The following is a 19259-nucleotide window of genomic DNA, read 5'->3' as shown; positions in this document are numbered from 1 at the left end:
ATTACTATACTTAAATGGCTTATAATGTTATATTAAAAGTAAACTTAAACGCAACATTATCGGCAATACTTGGCAAATGGTAAGCGCCGTATCTATAAGTTAGACTTAGCCCAAATCCAAATAGTAGTTTATTGATTTCAAATCCTGATTCCGTGTAGCCTTTTTCCAGTGTATTGAAGGTGACGTTTTGATGCCTTTCTAAGTTGTCAATATCTCCAATCGCGTAACGCGAAATTAATACCATTTGGGGTTTATAATGCTCAGAAATATTAAATGGTTTTAGGTAGTGTTTAAACTGAATGGTAGTAAACTTGTCTGAAAAAAATTCATTAAAAAACATGGTTTCAAAACTATTTAAACCTGCTACAGAAAACCTTTGCATTATTGTTTCTTTTCTTATGTTGTTTGGATAAGCGTGATAAAGATGAGTGAGTGGAGCTTTTCCACGAGCTAATCCAGAGGTTACTGCAATTTCAGAATAACTTTCTTGCCCATAGTAAAACCTATGTAATCCTTTAAAATCTATTTTTGAAAAATTAAAATCGCTTTTAAAAACATCTTTAAAACTTTTGGTGTATTGCAAGGTTAGCCTTGGAAAAACAAGTTTTGATTGCTTATCCTTTTTAGGATGCCATTGCAAAGCCCAAGTAGAGGAGCTTATTTCGTAATTAGAATAGTTGTCATCGCCAACATTAAAAATGTAATTATGAATGGGATGAATATTACTAACTGTAAACTGGAGTTTAGAAAGTAAATTTGGCTGTATATTATGTTCAAGTAAAAGTGTTGAAGTAATATGACGATAAAACAAATCTATGTTAAGTAATCTGGGTTCGAAAAACTGAAAAAATCTACCATCTGTTAAAAAGTTTGTACTTCCAGTTTCTTGTAGATCATCTGTATAAGAAAGATTTAGCCAAGTGTTGTGCTTTTCATTAAGTTTCAAGCCGCCACCAAAACTATACTTGAACTTTTGATCACCAAAACCATAAACAACATAAGTGTTTAGTCTAAATTTATTAGAAAATGCATTGTTTGTTTTACCTCCTAACCCAGTTCTAAAACCTTCATATTGATTAAATTTAATGAGGTATCGTAAATCAAAATCAAAATAACGTGTAGGAAAGTAACCATTGCCTATATGTTTAATGAAGGCTTCTTTCTTAATAGAATCTTGTTCTGTTTTAGTGGAGTCTTGAGACGATGTTGGTTCTTGTCCGAATGTGTTAATAGTAATAATTAGAAATAATAGAACACAGTAATTTCGCATACAAGAGAGGATAAGATAAAAAAAGCGACCGCTTCGGTCGCTTTATATTAAACAGTCATTATTTCTTTTTCCTTATTATCAAATAGATCATCGGCAATCTTAACGTATTTATCAGTCATTTGTTGTACATCAATTTCGGCATTACCTTTTAAATCTTCAGATACATCGTCTAATTTTTTAACCTCATTATTAGCATCTTTTCTTGCAGATCTTATACTTATTTTGGCTTCTTCAGCTTCCGCTTTTGCTTGTTTAGCTAAATCGCGTCTCCTTTCTTCAGTTAGTGGCGGTACATTGATAATAACAGATTCGCCATTATTCATTGGGTTAAATCCTAAATTAGCATACATAATACCTCGTTCTATTTCCTGAAGCATGCTTTTTTCCCAAGGCTGCACTGTAATGGTTCTACCATCTGGAGTATTAACATTCGCTACCTGATTTAATGGTGTTTGTGTTCCATAATAATCAACCATTACACTGCCTAACATTGCAGGACTAGCTTTTCCAGCTCTAATATTAACAAATTGCTTTTTAAGATGAGCAATTGCGTTATCCATAGCTTCTTTTGCCGAATCTAATATAAATTGTATGTCTTCGTTCATAGTTCTAAACTTTTATATCAATCAATGTTTCAAAAATTACGCCAATTTTTAAATATTTACCTCGGTACCTATTTTTTCACCAGAGACTACTTTAAGAAGATTACCTTTTTTGTTCATGTCAAATACAATAATTGGTAATTCGTTCTCTTGACTTAGCGTAAAAGCTGTTGTATCCATAACTTTTAACCCTTTACTAAGTACGTCGTCAAAAGATATGAAATTAAATTTAGTAGCATTGTTATCCTTTTCTGGATCTGCATTGTAGATTCCATCAACTCGAGTTCCTTTTAAAATGACATCTGCTTGAATTTCAATAGCTCTTAAAACCGCTGCAGAATCAGTCGTAAAATATGGGTTTCCAGTACCACCTCCAAAAATAACAACTCTCCCCTTATTTAAGTGACTTAAAGCTTTACGACGTATGAAAGGCTCTGCGACTTCATTAATTTTTATGGCGGTCTGTAACCTAGTTTTAAGCCCTGCATCTTCTAATGCACTTTGCAAAGCAAGTCCGTTAATAACTGTTGCAAGCATGCCCATATGATCACCTTGAACACGATCCATACCATTACTTGCCCCTGCAACGCCTCTAAAAATATTACCACCACCAATTACAATGGCAACTTGCACCCCTTTTTCTGTGATTTCTTTTATGTCTTGAGCATATTCAGCTAAGCGTTCTGGGTCAATACCATACTGGCGATTTCCCATTAAGGCTTCACCTGATAATTTGAGGAGTATTCTTTTGTATTTCATGTTAACTTTTGAAGTTTAACAAAACTACATAAATTTTTTATTTCTGAAATCTTATGTTGACTTGATTTTAAACACAAAAAAACCATCATACTTAAGCGTATGATGGTTTTCTATTTTAATAAGTTTTGTTACTTATTTGTTATCCTAAATTAACACGTTTGAAACCTGTAATTTCTACATCACCATAAGAAGAAACATAGGTTGCTACAGTTTTCTTTTCATCTTTTATAAAGTTTTGATCAAGTAAACATTGTTCTTGGTCAAGCGTTGTATTATCTGAAATAAATCGATCCATTTTTCCTGGAAGAATTCTATCCCATATTTGTTCTGGTTTACCTTCAGCTTTAAGTTCTGCTTTTGCAGCTTCTTCTGCTTGAGCTAAAACTTCAGGAGTTAATTGCGCCATAGAAATGTGTTGTGGTACATTTTTAAGGGTTTTTCCTAAACGTGCCAATTCTTCATTATCTTTCTCAATAACAGCAATCCTTGCTTCAGTTTCTGAAGCGATGTAAGCAGGGTCAAAATCTTTGTATGATAATGTAGTTGCTCCCATAGAGGCAATTTGCATAGCTACGTCTTTGCCTAGTGTTTCAATATTATCTACTACACTAGAAAAACCTACTATTGCAGCAATTTTATTGATATGTACATAAGAACCAACATATGCAGCTTCTACTTTCTCAAAAGCGTTGATGTCTAATTTCTCGCCAATTACACCGGTTTGTTCAACTAATTTCTCTGCAACTGTCATACCACCAAAATCAGCAGCTAAAAATTCTTCCTTGGAAGATGTAGTTAAAGCAATATCACCTAATTGGCTGGCCAATGCTAAAAAGTTTTCGTTTTTACCAACAAAGTCAGTTTCACAACCTAAAACAATAGCTACGCCAACTGTATTATCAGCGTTTAATTTTGCCACAGCTGCACCTTCACTAGATTCTCTATCTGCTCTTTTAGCGGCAACTTTTTGTCCTTTTTTACGTAAAATTTCGATGGCTTTATCAAAATCACCTTCGGCCTCAACTAAAGCTTTTTTGCAGTCCATCATACCTGCGCCAGTGGCTTGTCTTAATTTATTTACTTCAGCGGCTGTTATTTTTACTGTAGTACTCATAATTTCTTATAATTTAAAAAAGTCGTTCAATTTACTTTCAATGAAGAAAAGAATTAAACGACTTAATTGTTTGTTTTAAAATAATTTATTCTTCTTCTTCAGCTACAACGGCTTTAGCTGGAGCAGCTTTTGCCTGTACCTCAGCTTTTGGAGCTGCTGCAGCTTCTTTTTCAGCTTTACGCTCTGCTAAACCTTCAGATATAGCATTAGTAACGTGAGATAAAATTTTATCAATTGATTTTGAAGCATCATCATTTGCTGGGATAACATAATCAACTTGACGCGGGTCTGAGTTGGTATCTACCATTGCAAAGATTGGAATGTTTAATTTTTGAGCTTCTTTAATCGCGATATGCTCACGTTTAATATCAACAACAAATAAAGCACCAGGTAAACGAGTCATATCGCTAATAGATCCTAAGTTTTTCTCTAACTTAGCTCTAAGACGATCTACTTGTAAACGCTCTTTTTTAGATAAGGTCATGAAAGTACCATCTTTCTTCATTCTATCAATTGAAGCCATTTTTTTAACAGCTTTTCTAATAGTTACAAAGTTTGTTAACATGCCTCCAGGCCATCTTTCAGTGATGTAAGGCATATTAATAGATCCTGCTTTTTCAGCTACAATATCTTTTGCTTGTTTTTTCGTTGCAACGAACAAAATCTTACGTCCAGAAGCTGCTATTTTTGCTAAAGCTGCTCCGGCTTCGTCAATTTTTGCCGCTGTTTTGTAAAGGTTAATAATATGGATGCCGTTACGCTCCATATAAACATAAGGAGCCATGTTTGGATCCCACTTACGTGTAAGGTGTCCGAAGTGTACACCTGCTTCAAGTAATTCTTTTACTTCTACTGCCATTTTTGTAATAGTTTACGTTCTGTTGAATTAGCAATAATTAAGTGGTCATTTTTTAAATCGCCTTAACTATTTAGATGCTAAACTAAATCCTGTTTTTACACTAGGACAACAATAACTGTTTTTAATTTATTATTTTGTTTTGAAAATGATAAAGGAATCTGATAACCAGATTCTGAACCAAGTTCAGGATATTAACGTTTAGAGAACTGGAATTTCTTACGAGCTTTCTTCTGTCCGAATTTTTTACGCTCAACCATTCTTGGGTCTCTAGTTAATAACCCTTCTGGCTTAAGGGTTAATCTGTTTTCCGCATCAACTTCGCACATTGCGCGAGAAATTGCTAATCGAACAGCTTCGGCTTGTCCAGTAATACCACCTCCATATACATTAACTATAATATCAAAGTTGCCGTCATTGTTAGTCAAAACTAATGGTTGTTTTACTTTGTACTGCAAAGTAGCAGTAGTAAAATAATTAGCTAAGTCTTTTTTATTAATTGTAATGTTCCCTTTTCCTGGGGCAACATAAGCGCGTGCAACAGCCGTCTTTCTACGGCCAATTTTGTGAATTACATCCATTATTTGAATTCGTTTAAGTTAATTGTTTTAGGCTTTTGAGCATCATGTTTATGCTCTGCACCAACAACAACTGTTAGATTACGGAATAAATCTGCACCTAATTTGTTTTTAGGCAGCATTCCTTTAACTGATTTTTCAACTACTCTTGCAGGGTCTTTACCATACAATTCCGTAGCTGTTAAACTTCTTTGACCTCCAGGATATCCTGTGTGACGAATGTATGACTTATCAGTCCATTTGTTACCAGATAACGTGATTTTTTCAGCATTGATAATTATAACATTATCTCCGCAATCAACATGAGGTGTGAAGTTTGGCTTGTGCTTGCCTCTTAAAAGTTTTGCAACCTTAGAAGCTAATCGACCAAGCGCTTGACCTTCAGCATCAACCAAAACCCACTGCTTATTTACAGTAGCTTTGTTTGCTGAAATCGTTTTGTAGCTTAATGTGTCCACACTTTGATTTTTTAATTATTAAACATTCCTCTCTCAAAAAGAGTTTGCAAATTTACGATTATATATTTTATTACCAAATACTGTGAGCTATTATTTTTAGTGGAAAATTAGGTTGTTTTATTCTGATAATTCTTTTGGATTTTCGATATTTAAAATTGCATGAAAGAAGTATTTTAAATTAAATAGAATTGAACTAATCTATTGATTAAAATACTTAGCTAGTGTTGTGGTTGCTGTAAATTATTTATTTGGTTTAGGAATTCGTGTTTGTCGTCAACGTAAATGGCTAAATTTTTATATTTTCGTTTTATCCCATAAAGTCCAACTAGGGTGTTTTCTTCTTTTAAACGAATAACCATATTGTGACTTTCTAAATCACCTAACAGCGAAAGTTTTCTTGTCTCTTTGTTTTTTTCTAAATCTTTAGATGTTATTTCTATACTTTCTATATCTTTAATGTCTATTATCGTTTCAGTCATAATTCCATATCTCAGCAAAAGTTGTTGATTTTCTATCAGTATTGGTCGTTTAACCATAGATTTCAGAAAGCCAAAAATTTGAATTCCCGAATAAATACTTAAAAATGTTAAGATCCAAGCTGCCAAATGGCTCCATCTTACCAAAAGTTTATGTAAGACAAAAGTTTCAATAGCAACTATAAAAATTATAGCTATTAATACTATAATTGTCCCACTATTTTTATGATATGAAAATTCATTAACATTTAATTTCCGCTTTTTCCAATATATAAAACCATAGTAAAACACAGCTATTTCAGTAACCAATGGCATTACCACATTTTCCGGAAGAATTTCATAACACGTACTTTTTAAGGTTGTAAAAAAATCAACCGAAGCATCTTTTTTTAGCTTAAATGATTTTATTGCTTTTCTGACGTTATAAATTACAAATGACAGAACGGTTAATTCAACTATTGGAAGAATCCAGATCTTAAAAAGGTTTAAATAAAATTGATGTTCTAATGGAAGAATAGCAGAACAAATAACTATTGCAAGAATTAATAATGGTATTATAGTTGTTTTTGGAATATTTGTTTTCCTTATAAGTAGGAAATAAACAATTGGTAATGTTAATAAAAGATCGAAGGTAATTCCTGTTGCTAAGGCGTTTGAGTTTATTTGAAACAAAGAAGTTTTTGCAATTAAAATCATCGTTAAGATAATTAGTAATGGAATACCAAAAACTAGATAATTATTATGTGAACCTACATGTTTGTTGTTCATATTTTTCTTTTGATTTAGAATTAAAAATGCATTAGGGCTGATGCATGCTAAGTTACAAAAACAAACATTTATTGATGTCCTTTTAAATAGGAAAAACAGCAAATAAAAACCACCTAAAGCTAACCTTAGGTGGTATTATTTTTAGTTAATATTTGAACTTACCGTATTTCGTTAACTTAGATTATCGAACAAAATATGTTTTAGTGTTGGATAACAACTTTTTCAACAAACACATGTTTTTCAACATTAATAATTACAAAATACATTCCAGATTGCCAATTACTAGCATCTAGTTTAGAATTTGATTTATCTCCAGAACCTAGCCCCTTGGTTTTATATACCCTTTGACCTAATATAGATTTAACTTCAATACTATAGTCTCCATTATTTGGACTTGCAAAAGAGATATTTATTTCATTATTCGCTGGGTTCGGGAATATTTTCAAGTCAATTTCATCAATATTACGGCCGTTATCTTCTGTTGGAAGCCCATTAGAAGGTTCAGTCTCACTAGGGTTTTGAGCACAATAATTGATTCCTGATAGGTTTACACTCAAGGCAGTTGAACTACCAGAAATACCTTCGCTCAATGTTACCGATACCTGAGTAATGTATTGATTGATGTTCACATTGGCGTTGCTCGTATTGGCACCGCTGTAGGTTAATGTTTGTGAACCGCCGCTAGCCAAAACATAGGTAACATCAACAATTTCCTCATATCTGTTTCTTGGATTACCATTTATCTTGGCGTTCAACCCGGATATTGAGAATTGTACGTCTTTAGATGGGTTTGCAAAAACAAAGTCTACATTACTAGAACCTCCTCCTGAATGATTAAGCGTACTTTGACTAAAATTTCCGGTTTCCCCTGTACAATCACAATCATCAGGAATTCCATTACCATTTAAATCTATATTGTCATCACCTCCAGGGCACACATCATCTCCATCACAAACACCATCACCATCAGAATCTGCATAGGTTCCAGAACAATTGCAGTCATTTCCATAAACATCATTTATGGTACACGGATTATCGTCGTTGCAGGCCGTTCCAATCAGATTATCATTGAAGTCTGGACATATATCTTCACCATCGCAAACACCATCACCATCAGAGTCAGTACAATCTAGAGTCACACATGTATTGACGGTTCCTAGGTTAACACTTAATGCATCTGTATTACCTAAAGCATCCGACAAACTAACTGTTATAGATTGAACTTTCCCTATAATGGATACATTAACGCTGCTAACAGCATCACCTCTAAAAGTACCATACGATACACTTTGTCCATTGCCGTTCACATAGCTAACAGCAACTTGTTCTACGAAACGTCGGTTTGGTTTTCCTCCTGTTCGTGCATTCAATTCGCTTACAGTAAAGCTTACGTTTTTATGAGTACCACCGCTTAAATTTAAGGTAGTACTTGAGTAACCACTTAATGTATTTGAATTAAAATTGGAATCGGTGCTTGTACAATCACATGCATCTGGAGTACCATCACCATCAGTATCTACTGTGTCATCGCCAGCAGGACATTCATCATCACAATTAGGAACACCATCGCCATCATCATCATTTGAAATGCCGTCAGCATCAACATCAAGCGGACAAGGCGAATTAATCTCTAAGTCATTACAGTCTAATACACCATCGCCATCTGTATCTATATCAGCAACACCGCAACCACAATCTCCAGGTTCAGTTTTATTAGGGTCGTTCTCACAATTATCGGTGCAATCTGGAGTACCATCGCCATCACTGTCAATTCGATCATCACAGTCGTCAAGACAGTTTGCAATGCCATCACTATCGTCGTCATTCGAAATACCGTTGGCATCTACATCTAGTGGACAAGGCGAATTAATCTCATTATCATTACAATCTAAAACACCATCGTTATCACTGTCAATATCAGTAACACCGCAGCCACAATCTCCTGGTTCTGTTTTATTAGGATCGTTAGGACAGTTATCGTTGCAATTAGGAATGCCATCGCCATCATCATCATTAGAAACTCCAATACTATCAACATCTAGCGGACATAAAGAATTAAGTTCTTGATCATTACAATCAATCACACCATCACCATCGGCATCCGCTTCTGTTGCACCGCAACCACAATCTCCAGGTTCAGTTTTATCGGCGTCGTCAGGACAGTCGTCGCTACAGTTTGGAGTACCATCGTTATCATTATCATTAGAAACACCGTTCGCATCTACATCTAGAGGGCAAGGTGAGTTTATCTCTTGATCATCACAGTCGAATATACCATCACCATCGGAATCTAAATTGCTATTGCAAGAATCATTACAATTAGGAATACCGTCGTTATCAACATCATTGGAAACTCCATTGACATCTACATCGAGAGGACAAGGCGAATTAATCTCTTGGTCATTACAATCCAGCACACCATCGCCATCAGTATCAGCTTCAGAAACACCACAACCGCAATCTCCAGGTTCAGTTTTATTAGGGTCGTTATCGCAATTATCTAAACAATTAGGAGTGCCATCGTTATCATTATCATTAGAGATACCGTTGGCATCAACATCCTGAGGACAAGAAGAATTAACTTCTAGATCATTACAGTTAAGGATACCGTCACCATCAGTGTCGATTGATATCCCATTAGCATCAACATCCTGAGGACAAGGAGAGTTAATCTCACTATCGTCACAATCTAAAACGCCATCACCATCTGTATCATTGTCTGCAACATTACAGCCGCAATCTCCTGGTTCTGTTTTATCAGGATCGTCAGGACAGTTATCGTTGCAATTTGGAATACCATCGCTATCATTGTCATTAGAAACGCCATTGGCGTCAACATCTAATGGACAAGGTGAATTAAGTTCTAGGTCATTACAGTTAAGGATACCATCACCGTCAGCATCTACTTCAGCAACACCACAACCGCAATCTCCTGGTTCAGTTTTATCAGGATCGTCAGGACAGTTATCGCTGCAATTAGGAACACCATCATTATCATTGTCATTTGAAACACCATTGGTATCAACATCTAATGGACACGGCGAATTGATTTCTTGATCATCACAATCAATAACACCATCATTGTCTGTATCTGTTTCAATTAAAGTTCCCGCACAATTACAGTCGGCGTCTAGTACATCGTTTTCTGTACAATCGTCTCCATCGTCACAAGTCATACCTTCACTTCCAATATTAGGGTCGTCATCATCACAATCTATATCGGCACAAATACCATCACCATCGGCATCACCTCCATTTGAAGAACATGCGCCAAAACTAGCATCGACAGTGATTAAGTCTACTGCAATGTCACTGCTCCAACTAGTTCCTGTCGTTACAGTAAATGCATAGGTTAACTCAGATCCAATATAGGCAGTTAAATCTACATTAGCATTTAACCATAAGTCTCCTTTATTACCCGTTTGAGTCCATACAGTTGTATAATTTGTGCCTCCATCGGTTGAGATATCTAGTTTTAATTCATTAACCGAACCACCATACATGTGATACCAGAAATCTATTGATGCTGCACTGGCGTCGGATACGTCAAAACATGAGCCTTTGAATTTAGCCACTTTAGTTGGGAAGTTAGGATCACTAGCTTCTACATAAAAATAATTTGAACCAGAATGAGCGCCAGAAGGTCCTGTTCCAGTAGATCCAGTAGATCCACTATTTACTGTCCAGTCTAAATCATCCGATCCAAATTGACATATACCATTTGTTCCGCTTTCAAAATCCTCGACATCTGGAAAATTACTTATCACAGTTTCGCATGAATTACAGTCTACACTAGAATCACATGCATCTGGTATACCATCCTGGTCGATATCTATGTTATCATCAAAACCTGGACATTGGTCTATGGTATCGCATACACCATCGTTATCGGAGTCTGCTACTGGCGTTCCTGCACAATCGCAGTTAGCATCATACACATCATTTTCTGTACAGGCGTCAAAATCATTACAAGCTTGTCCGGTTAAACTGCCGTCACAACCAAAGTCGTATTTCCAAAGTCCTCGACCATAGGTGCCAACATATAATACTTGGTTTCGTATTTCTAATTCCGTAATACGGACTTTTGGTAAATTTATTGTAACATCACTATAACTTGGAGCTGCTGTATCGCTGGTATAATAAATACCAGGATTTCCACCTGCATAGAAGCCACCATCAGATGCCTCATCATACAATACACATTCAATACTTACAGAAGAAGGTATGTTACCTGTAATATTTGTCCAAGTTGCACCGCCATCCAAACTTTCATGCAGCTTATTACTTGAGCCAGAAACTGCAATAGCTAGTCGCAAAGCATCTGTAGGATGAACCGTAATATAGTTAATTCTTGATCCAGCAGGAATGGAACGTATTGTCCAGTTGGAGCCACCATTTGTTGTTGTGTAAAGAGTTGCCCCATAACTGACATAAATATAGTTGGGGTCTACCGGTGATATTTTCATTTCGTCGGCATTTCCGCTTGAGAAATTAGAAATGGTTGACCAGCTACCACCGCCATTAGTACTTTTATAGACTTGATTTACAGCCGCATATATTGTTGAAGGGTTAACTGGGTCTTGTTCGAAAGGAGTTACCCAGTTTCCATTAGGTGGTGAATTAGATATTGATGTTCTGGAATTACCACCATCAATAGACTTATAAAATGTTCCATTTTGACTAGTACCATAAATAATATCGGCATTATTCCAATCTATAAAGGTTTCCATACCATCGGCACCAAGCCAGTCTCTCCAAGTTCCAGAAACTAATGTTCCTGTACCATTATCTTGACTCCCGCCAGAAACTCTATCTGCATCCGTCTCAGAAGCACCAATTCTGTAAAATTGTCTAATAGCCAAACCAGCAGAAATGTCTGTCCAATTATTAGCTTCATCGGTAGAATAGAAGATTCCGCCATCAGTGCCAGCTACTATTCGGTTTCCATCGTAAATTAAAAGGTCGATGTCTGCATGTATAAAGTCGCTTGCTCCCGGAGCATTCCATCTTGTAGTTTTCGTCCAGTTTTGTCCCAAATCGTTCGAACGCCATGTTTCAACACCTGCAACATGAATGATGTTACCATTTACAGGAGATACAACTATGTCCATATCTCGAGGAGCTTGCCCACTTTGTACATTTTGATCGTAGCCCATAATGTTATTTGTGCCATCATAACTATCTAATGTTGTCCAAGTACTTCCTGCATCTTGTGATAAGTATAAAGCATTAAAACCGCCACCTTGCTCTTCAAGTGCATAAAGATTGTTAGGAGCAGCAAGAGTAGTAGCTAACATAATTACATTGCTAGAACCGTTCCATGGACCAGTTGTTACTTGAGAGAAAGCGTTTCCTCCATTTGTTGATTTGTAAACTGTATCTTCTCCTGAAACGTAAATAATATTAGGGTTGGTTGGATGAAATTCTAAGTCGAATAAATCTTTGGTTATATCCAACATCAATGAAAAACTGTTTCCGCCATCTGTAGATTTGAAAACCTTTCCTCGATATTGTCCGATTGCAAAAATAATATTGGGATCGGTTGGATGCACTGTAATAGTATTATATAGATCGTTAGTATCAATACCTGAAACATTCGACCAACTTGTACCACCATTAGTAGTTCTTACTAGGCCCCCATTTAGACCAGCCCAATAGTGGTTGGAATTGCTATGGGAAATTTCAAGTGCATAAACATCAATATTAGCTTGGTCATCAAATAAAGGTGTCCAAGTACCTCCTAGGTTGGTTGTTTTCCAGATGCCACCAGTTGGAGATCCAACTAAAATATGATTATCATTGTTTGGGTCAAGCCCAATAGCACTTACCCTCCCAAGACCAGAAGACCATGTTGAAGTATATGTGGATGTTAAAGGTCCTAATTCAACATAACTAGTCGCAAAACTTCTAGCGGCAGCAATTTTAGCATCGCCAGAACTTTTGGATTCCGAGGCCTTACTTTCCTTTGAGAATTTTTTGTAAGACTGTAACGCTTTCATGGTATTTCTAACTTTACCATTGTCTTCAAGGTTACGTTCAGCCCAGTATTTCCATCTTTGAAATTGTTTATAGCCAACACCTTTGCCCCGGCCTATGCGATCGAAATGCTGTTCGGACTGGTTAACAATTTGTTTGAAAGTGTAATTACCACTGCGTTCTAACTTTTCGTGAATTTGAGCATTTACTGAAAGACTTAAAAGAAGAAAAGTCAGTAGAATAGTAAAAAACCCAAAGAATTTAATTTTGGTTTTCATTGTAGATGGGGGTTAAATTGATTAATCAACTATTGAATAACAGTTAACGAAGGAGGGAAATAACGTACTCAAAGTGAGACCAATATAAACTATTGTTAAGAAAATCCTAAAATTAATAGATGTATGGAAGCGGTTTTAGATAAAACTTACATAAAAGTCGTTGAAGGGTTTAATTTTCGTTGTAAAATCATAATGAATTCGAGCTAGGAACTAATTAAATGTAGCGCGTTCAAGTCTGTCATTAATAGATTTTCCTAATCCAAAATTAGGAAAACGTTCTGCAATAATAACATCTAGGTTCTGGTGGTCTAAATCGTGCATAGCATTATAAAGGTGTGATGCCGCTTCTTGCATATCTCCTTTTTCGGATAAAATAATTTGAGATGTAATATTACTATCCTTTATGACTGATTTAAAAACTAAGATTCCAATGCGTTTTCCTAAATGTTTTTTTAATTCTTGTGAAATATTTTCGGTTAGAAATGTTTTGGTTGATGGTGCGTAATGACGCTCTAGCATTCCTGGAGCATCTGGATTAATTTCTTTTTTGTTTTTTATAGCTACTTTACCAACAACAGCTTCAATATCTTCTATAGGTAAAGCACCTAAACGATAAATGATAGGTTCATCATTTTCAAAACCTATGATGGTTGATTCTATTCCATTAATGCATGCGCCACCATCTAGAACTTGGCCGATAGCATCTTTGAAATAACGTTCAACGTGTTCTGGTTTTGTAGGGCTAATACTCCCGAAAGGGTTGGCGCTTGGAGCTGCTAGAGGAAAAGGGAGTTGTTTTAGTAATTCCAAAGTTACAGGATGTTTCGGAACACGAACCGCTACGGTTTCTTTTCCAGCTGTTATTATATCTGGTATTGTAACTTGTTTTTTTAAAACCAAGGTCATTGATCCTGGCCAAAAGGCTTCGGCTAATAATCTTGCTTTTTTAGGGACGTAACTTACAATATCCGATAAAGCATCTACTGATGGAATGTGAACGATTAAAGGGTTGAAAAAAGGGCGTTTTTTAGTTTCAAAAATTCTTTTTATAGCGGTTTTGCTATAAATATTTCCAGCTAAGCCATAGACTGTTTCAGTTGGAATGGCAACCAATTTGTCTGCACTTAAAAGTGCAATGGCTTTTTGTATGTCTTTCGAAATAACGCTCATTAATTAATTTAAAGCGCTGCAAAAATACATGGATTTCTTGAAATTACTTATTTGTGGGGTGGTCATTCTTTCAAATATCATGTGATGCGTAGTTTTTTGTCTATTTTTGCAGGGCTATGGAGGAATTAAAACTTTCCAGTTGGTTGCCTACCACAAATAAAGAGGTGAAAATTCGCGGATGGGATGAACTGGACGTTATCCTATTTAGTGGCGATGCTTACGTGGATCATCCTACGTTTGGGCCTGCTGTAATTGGGCGTTTGCTGGAAAATTTTGGTTTGCGAGTGGCTATTGTGCCACAACCAAATGTAAATGATAACCTTCAGGATTTTGTAAAATTGGGGGCTCCGAAATTGTTTTTTGGAGTAACAGGTGGCTGTATGGACCCCATGATTAGTAATTACAATGCGAATAAAAAACGTCGTGATAAGGATGCATATACGCCTAACGGAGATATTGGTTTTCGCCCAGATTATGCAACGACGGTTTATTCGAAAATTTTAAAGGAGAAATGGCCTGATGTACCTGTTTTACTTGGTGGTATTGAGGCATCATTACGTCGTGTAACGCATTATGATTACTGGAGTGATACGCTGATGCCTACAATTTTGGAAAGCTCAAAGGCTGATATGTTGGTATATGGAATGGGTGAACAACCTTTGAGAGAAGTGGTTCGTTTAATACAAAAAGGGGTGCCGTTTTCGAGCATTACCACTATTAAGCAAACGGCTGTTTTATTGAATGCTGATGCTAAAATTCCGAAGAATAGTAATTGGGAGGATGTTGAAATTGCATCGCATGAGGTTTGTTTGAAGGATAAAAAGAAATATGCTTCTAATTTTAAAATTATAGAGCAGGAGAGTAACAAATTAGCTGCTCGTAGAATTTTTCAGAAGGTAGGTGATAAAACGTTGATGATTAATCCGCCTTATCCCACAATGACGGAGGATGAAATTGATGCCTCTTTTGAGTTGCCTTATACACGTTTACCGCATCCAAAATATAACAAACGCGGACCCATTCCTGCGTTTGAAATGATTAAGTTTTCTATTAACATCCACCGTGGATGTTTTGGAGGGTGTAGTTTCTGTACTATTTCTGCACACCAAGGAAAGTTTATTGCGTCTCGAAGTCAAGAATCGGTGTTGCGAGAGGTAGATAAGGTAGCAAATATGCCAGATTTTAAAGGGTATTTATCTGATATTGGTGGCCCAAGTGCGAATATGTATAAGATGAAAGGGAAAGTGCAATCGATTTGCGATAAGTGTGTAGCGCCTTCGTGTATTTCGCCTGTTATTTGTAGCAATCTGGATACGTCTCATAAGCCTTTAACAGATTTATATAAAGCGGTGGATAGCCATCCGAAAGTAAAGAAATCTTTTATTGGATCTGGTATTCGGCATGATATGTTAGTGCCAGAGTTCAATAAAAATGCCGACCCAAAGGAGTTGGATGATTATACTGAGGAGGTGATGACGAAGCACGTATCTGGACGTTTAAAAGTAGCGCCAGAGCATACTAGTGATCCCGTGTTGAAATTGATGCGTAAACCTTCGTTTAGTTATTTCCATAAGTTTAAGGAGCGTTTTGATAAGATTAATATTAAGAAAGGGTTAAAACTGCAATTAATACCGTATTTTATTTCGAATCACCCAGCTTGTGAAGCTGAAGATATGGCTAATTTGGCTGCCGAAACAAAAGATTTGGGCTTTCAACTAGAACAGGTGCAAGGATTTACGCCAACTCCTATGACGGTAGCAACAGTGATATATTACAGTGGGTATCATCCATACACACTTAAGAAAGTTAAAACCCCAAAGACTAGAAAAGAAAAGGATGAACAACATCGCTTTTTCTTTTGGTATAAGGATGAAAATAAAGCTTGGATTAAAAATACTTTAAATAAGTTGGGGCGTCAAGATTTATTAGATGTATTACTGCCAGCAAAAATCGAGAAATGGCGCAAAAATAAACCGAGCGATGAAGCCAAACATACCTTTGATGATGCTGTTCCATTTAATAAACGGAAAAATAAGGTGAAGTATCGGGGAAAGAAGAAGCGTAGGTAATTAATGTGCCTCTAACCAATTATCACCTGCATCTAACTCCACATCCAAAGGAACTTCTAGTTTAAAAGCACTTTCCATTTCGGTTTTAATCAAAGATTTCATGACTTCAAGTTCAGGTTTATAAACATCAAAAACTAATTCATCATGCACTTGTAATAACATTTTGGTTTTATAATTACCTTCTTTAAGCTTATTGTAAATGTTAATCATTGCAATCTTTATGATATCTGCAGCACTTCCTTGAATGGGTGCGTTTACGGCATTACGCTCTGCAGCACCACGAACTACCGCATTACGAGAATTGATATCTTTTAAATAACGGCGACGCCCTAAAACGGTTTGCACATAGCCATTGTCACGAGCAAAATCGACTTGCTCATTGATGTAAGCACGCAATTTTGGATAGGTCTCGTAATAAGTGTCAATAAGTTCTTTAGATTCACTTCTAGATAAATCGGTTTGATTACTTAATCCGAAGGCAGAAACCCCGTAAATAATCCCGAAGTTAACAGTTTTAGCATTGCTACGTTGCTCACGAGTGACTTCATTTAAAGGGACATTAAATACTTTTGAAGCCGTAGAGGCATGAATATCTTCTCCATTTTTAAATGCTTCAATCATTGTTTCTTCTTTACTTAAGGCAGCAATAATTCGAAGTTCTATTTGTGAGTAATCTGCAGCTAATAAAATGTAGTCCTCATTTTTTGGTATAAAAGCTTTTCTAACTTGTCGCCCTCGTTCTGTTCTAATTGGAATGTTTTGAAGATTCGGATTGTTGCTACTCAAACGACCTGTTGCTGCAACTGTTTGCATATAATCGGTATGTACTCGACCTGTTCCTTCTTCAACCTGTGTTGGTAATGCGTCCACGTAGGTGCTTTTTAATTTTGACAACCCTCTAAAATCTAAAATATTTTGAATAATGTCGTGATCTTTAGCTAAATAACTCAACACATCTTCCGCAGTAGAATATTGTCCCGATTTTGTTTTTTTTGGTTTATCAACCAACTTCATTTTCTCAAAAAGAATAACTCCTAACTGCTTTGGTGATGCTATATTAAATTCTTCTCCAGCTTCTAAATAAATTTTACTTTCTAATGTTTTTATGTCTTTGTCTAGTTGTTCGGACAGTCCATTTAAAAAGCCTTTATCTAAATTGATCCCTTCTAATTCCATAGCCGCCAAAACACGCAGCAACGGAATTTCAATCTCATCAAATAATTTCTGAGTATTGGCTTCTCCTAATTCGTTTTGAAAATGCTCTTTTAACTGCAATGTGATATCCGCGTCTTCAACCGCATATTCGGTTTGTTTTTCTAAAGGGACTTCACGCATCGATAATTGGTTCTTTCCTTTTTTACCAATAAGGGTTTCAATGGAAATAGGAGTGTAGTTTAAGTAGGTTTCGGCCAGCACATCCATATTATGCCGCATATCTGGATTTATAAGATAATGCGCGAGCATGGTGTCGAACAACTTACCTTTTACATCAACATTATATTTTGCTAAAACTTTTATATCGTATTTTAAATTCTGTCCTACTTTTTGAATGGTTTCACTTTCAAAAAACGGACGCAGTTCCTCTATGAGTTCTTGAGCTTCATTTTTATCTTCAGGAAATGGTAAGTAAAACCCTTTGCCTACTTCCCATGAGAAAGCGATGCCTACCAATTCTGCAGTTAATGGATTCAACCCAGTGGTTTCAGTATCAAAACAAACCGAAAATTGACTCATCAAATTTTTAATGAATAATTTAGTAGCCATTCCAGAAGCTACACTTTGATAAAAATGCGATGTGGTTTCAGCCGTTTTTCGAGTGTATGCATTAATTGTTTCTGCTTCATTAGATGGATCTGCACCAAATAAAGAAAACTGTCCTGCACCAGCAGATTTAGGCTCTTTTGGTTCAGGTTTATTATCTTCTTTGGGTTTAGAGTTGTCTTGTTCCGGAGTTGTATTAGGAATTTCAGTAGCAAATGTCTTAAGGAAGTTCTCGGTAAGTCTTCGAAATTCTAAATTTTGAAATATTTCTTTAACCTTTTCAATATCGGGATGGTCGAGTTCAAAATCTTTGGCATTAAAGTTTACTGGTACATCTAGCATAATAGTTGCCAATTTTTTTGAAAGTAACCCCAATTCACCATTAGCTTCAACCTTCTCCTTTATTTTGCCTTTTAGTTGATTGGTATTTGCTAATAGCCCTTCCATACTACCAAACTGCGCAATGAATTTTTTAGCGGTTTTCTCGCCAACTCCTGGTAATCCAGGGATGTTATCACTAGAATCGCCCATCATACCCAGAAAGTCTATCACTTGCATTGGGTCGGTCACTTCAAACTTTTTTTGAACTTCGGGAATGCCCCAAGTTTCATAACCACCACCAAATACAGGGCGGTACATGAAAATATTCTCGGTTACCAATTGAGCAAAATCTTTATCTGGTGTAACCATATAGGTTTTGAAACCTTCCTTTTCCGCTTGACGAGATAAGGTTCCAATCACATCATCTGCCTCATACCCTTCTTTAACCATAATAGGAATATGCATGGCTTTCAATATCTCGTAAATGTAAGGAACAGCAGTTTTTATGCCTTCTGGTGTTTCGTCTCTATTAGCTTTGTAAGCTTCAAACATTTCAACACGGTCGGTGCTTCCACCTTTATCAAAACAAACTGCTAAGTGGTCTGGTCGCTCCCGTTTAATCACATCCAAAAGCGAATTCATAAAACCCATAATAGCCGAAGTGTCTTCACCCTTTGAGTTGATTCTTGGATTTTTTATAAAGGCATAATAACCGCGAAAAATTAAGGCGTAGGCATCTACTAAAAAAAGGCGTTTTTGGTCTGACATGTTGATTGTTTTGATAGAAAATCAAAGCTACGAAA

12 protein-coding genes are annotated in these 19259 nt (G+C 36.1%); 1 reads left to right on the top strand and 11 read right to left on the bottom strand.

Going from position 1 to position 19259, the window contains the following annotated elements:
* Positions 1-19 precede the first annotated feature (19 nt).
* The 10 genes from FEF17_RS03640 to FEF17_RS03595 all read right to left on the bottom strand — a co-directional run bounded on the left by FEF17_RS03640 (position 20) and on the right by FEF17_RS03595 (position 14305).
* Positions 20-1270 (bottom strand): hypothetical protein, encoded by a 1251-nt coding sequence (locus FEF17_RS03640; RefSeq protein ID WP_139001002.1) that lies wholly within the window; start codon positions 1268-1270, stop codon positions 20-22.
* Between the two features lie 47 nt (positions 1271-1317).
* A complete protein-coding gene (frr, locus tag FEF17_RS03635; protein WP_139001001.1) occupies positions 1318-1875 on the bottom strand; it encodes a ribosome recycling factor in 558 nt (185 codons plus the stop codon).
* Between the two features lie 48 nt (positions 1876-1923).
* Positions 1924-2631, bottom strand: coding sequence for a UMP kinase (gene pyrH, locus FEF17_RS03630; RefSeq protein WP_139001000.1), 708 nt, complete (start codon positions 2629-2631; stop codon positions 1924-1926).
* A gap of 139 nt (positions 2632-2770) precedes the next feature.
* Complete coding sequence (tsf, locus tag FEF17_RS03625) at positions 2771-3745, bottom strand: translation elongation factor Ts (protein ID WP_139000999.1); 975 nt, start codon at positions 3743-3745, stop codon at positions 2771-2773.
* A gap of 85 nt (positions 3746-3830) precedes the next feature.
* Positions 3831-4604: a 30S ribosomal protein S2 gene (gene rpsB / locus FEF17_RS03620; protein WP_139000998.1), complete on the bottom strand. Its 774-nt coding sequence runs from the start codon at positions 4602-4604 to the stop codon at positions 3831-3833.
* Positions 4605-4795: 191 nt separating this feature from the next.
* Complete coding sequence (rpsI, locus tag FEF17_RS03615) at positions 4796-5182, bottom strand: 30S ribosomal protein S9 (RefSeq protein ID WP_139000997.1); 387 nt, start codon at positions 5180-5182, stop codon at positions 4796-4798.
* The gene (gene rplM, locus FEF17_RS03610; RefSeq protein ID WP_139000996.1) at positions 5182-5637 is read right to left on the bottom strand and encodes a 50S ribosomal protein L13; all 456 of its coding nucleotides are present in this window, start codon (positions 5635-5637) and stop codon (positions 5182-5184) included. The genes rpsI and rplM overlap by 1 nt, the downstream gene beginning before the upstream one ends.
* A 218-nt stretch (positions 5638-5855) precedes the next feature.
* The gene (locus tag FEF17_RS03605; RefSeq protein ID WP_139000995.1) at positions 5856-6881 is read right to left on the bottom strand and encodes a hypothetical protein; all 1026 of its coding nucleotides are present in this window, start codon (positions 6879-6881) and stop codon (positions 5856-5858) included.
* Positions 6882-7081: 200 nt separating this feature from the next.
* Positions 7082-13135, bottom strand: coding sequence for a VPS10 domain-containing protein (locus FEF17_RS03600; protein ID WP_139000994.1), 6054 nt, complete (start codon positions 13133-13135; stop codon positions 7082-7084).
* A gap of 210 nt (positions 13136-13345) precedes the next feature.
* Entirely contained in the window at positions 13346-14305 is a 960-nt protein-coding gene (locus FEF17_RS03595) for an L-threonylcarbamoyladenylate synthase (RefSeq protein WP_139000993.1), read from the bottom strand.
* A gap of 116 nt (positions 14306-14421) precedes the next feature.
* On the opposite strand from FEF17_RS03595, the gene FEF17_RS03590 reads away from it, so the two are divergent.
* On the top strand, positions 14422-16374 hold the full coding sequence (locus FEF17_RS03590) for a YgiQ family radical SAM protein (protein ID WP_139000992.1): 1953 nt from the start codon (positions 14422-14424) through the stop codon (positions 16372-16374).
* Here the strand turns inward: FEF17_RS03590 and polA are convergent, their stop codons facing one another.
* Positions 16375-19224 carry a DNA polymerase I gene (polA, locus tag FEF17_RS03585; RefSeq protein WP_139000991.1) on the bottom strand — a complete coding sequence of 950 codons (2850 nt, stop codon included), beginning with the start codon at positions 19222-19224 and terminating at the stop codon, positions 16375-16377.
* Positions 19225-19259: the final 35 nt, after the last annotated feature.

This window comes from Hyunsoonleella aestuarii (assembly GCF_006148925.1).
GTDB classification, from domain to species: Bacteria; Bacteroidota; Bacteroidia; order Flavobacteriales; family Flavobacteriaceae; genus Algibacter_D; species Algibacter_D aestuarii.
This window is presented reverse-complemented; position numbering and strand designations above follow the sequence as displayed.

Coding starts and splice junctions, on each gene's coding strand:
- FEF17_RS03640 (WP_139001002.1), bottom strand. CDS start 1,270: ATGCGAAATTACTGTGTTCTATTATTTCTAATTATTACTATTAACACA.
- frr (WP_139001001.1), bottom strand. CDS start 1,875: ATGAACGAAGACATACAATTTATATTAGATTCGGCAAAAGAAGCTATG.
- pyrH (WP_139001000.1), bottom strand. CDS start 2,631: ATGAAATACAAAAGAATACTCCTCAAATTATCAGGTGAAGCCTTAATG.
- tsf (WP_139000999.1), bottom strand. CDS start 3,745: ATGAGTACTACAGTAAAAATAACAGCCGCTGAAGTAAATAAATTAAGA.
- rpsB (WP_139000998.1), bottom strand. CDS start 4,604: ATGGCAGTAGAAGTAAAAGAATTACTTGAAGCAGGTGTACACTTCGGA.
- rpsI (WP_139000997.1), bottom strand. CDS start 5,182: ATGGATGTAATTCACAAAATTGGCCGTAGAAAGACGGCTGTTGCACGC.
- FEF17_RS03605 (WP_139000995.1), bottom strand. CDS start 6,881: ATGAACAACAAACATGTAGGTTCACATAATAATTATCTAGTTTTTGGT.
- FEF17_RS03600 (WP_139000994.1), bottom strand. CDS start 13,135: ATGAAAACCAAAATTAAATTCTTTGGGTTTTTTACTATTCTACTGACT.
- FEF17_RS03595 (WP_139000993.1), bottom strand. CDS start 14,305: ATGAGCGTTATTTCGAAAGACATACAAAAAGCCATTGCACTTTTAAGT.
- FEF17_RS03590 (WP_139000992.1), top strand. CDS start 14,422: ATGGAGGAATTAAAACTTTCCAGTTGGTTGCCTACCACAAATAAAGAG.
- polA (WP_139000991.1), bottom strand. CDS start 19,224: ATGTCAGACCAAAAACGCCTTTTTTTAGTAGATGCCTACGCCTTAATT.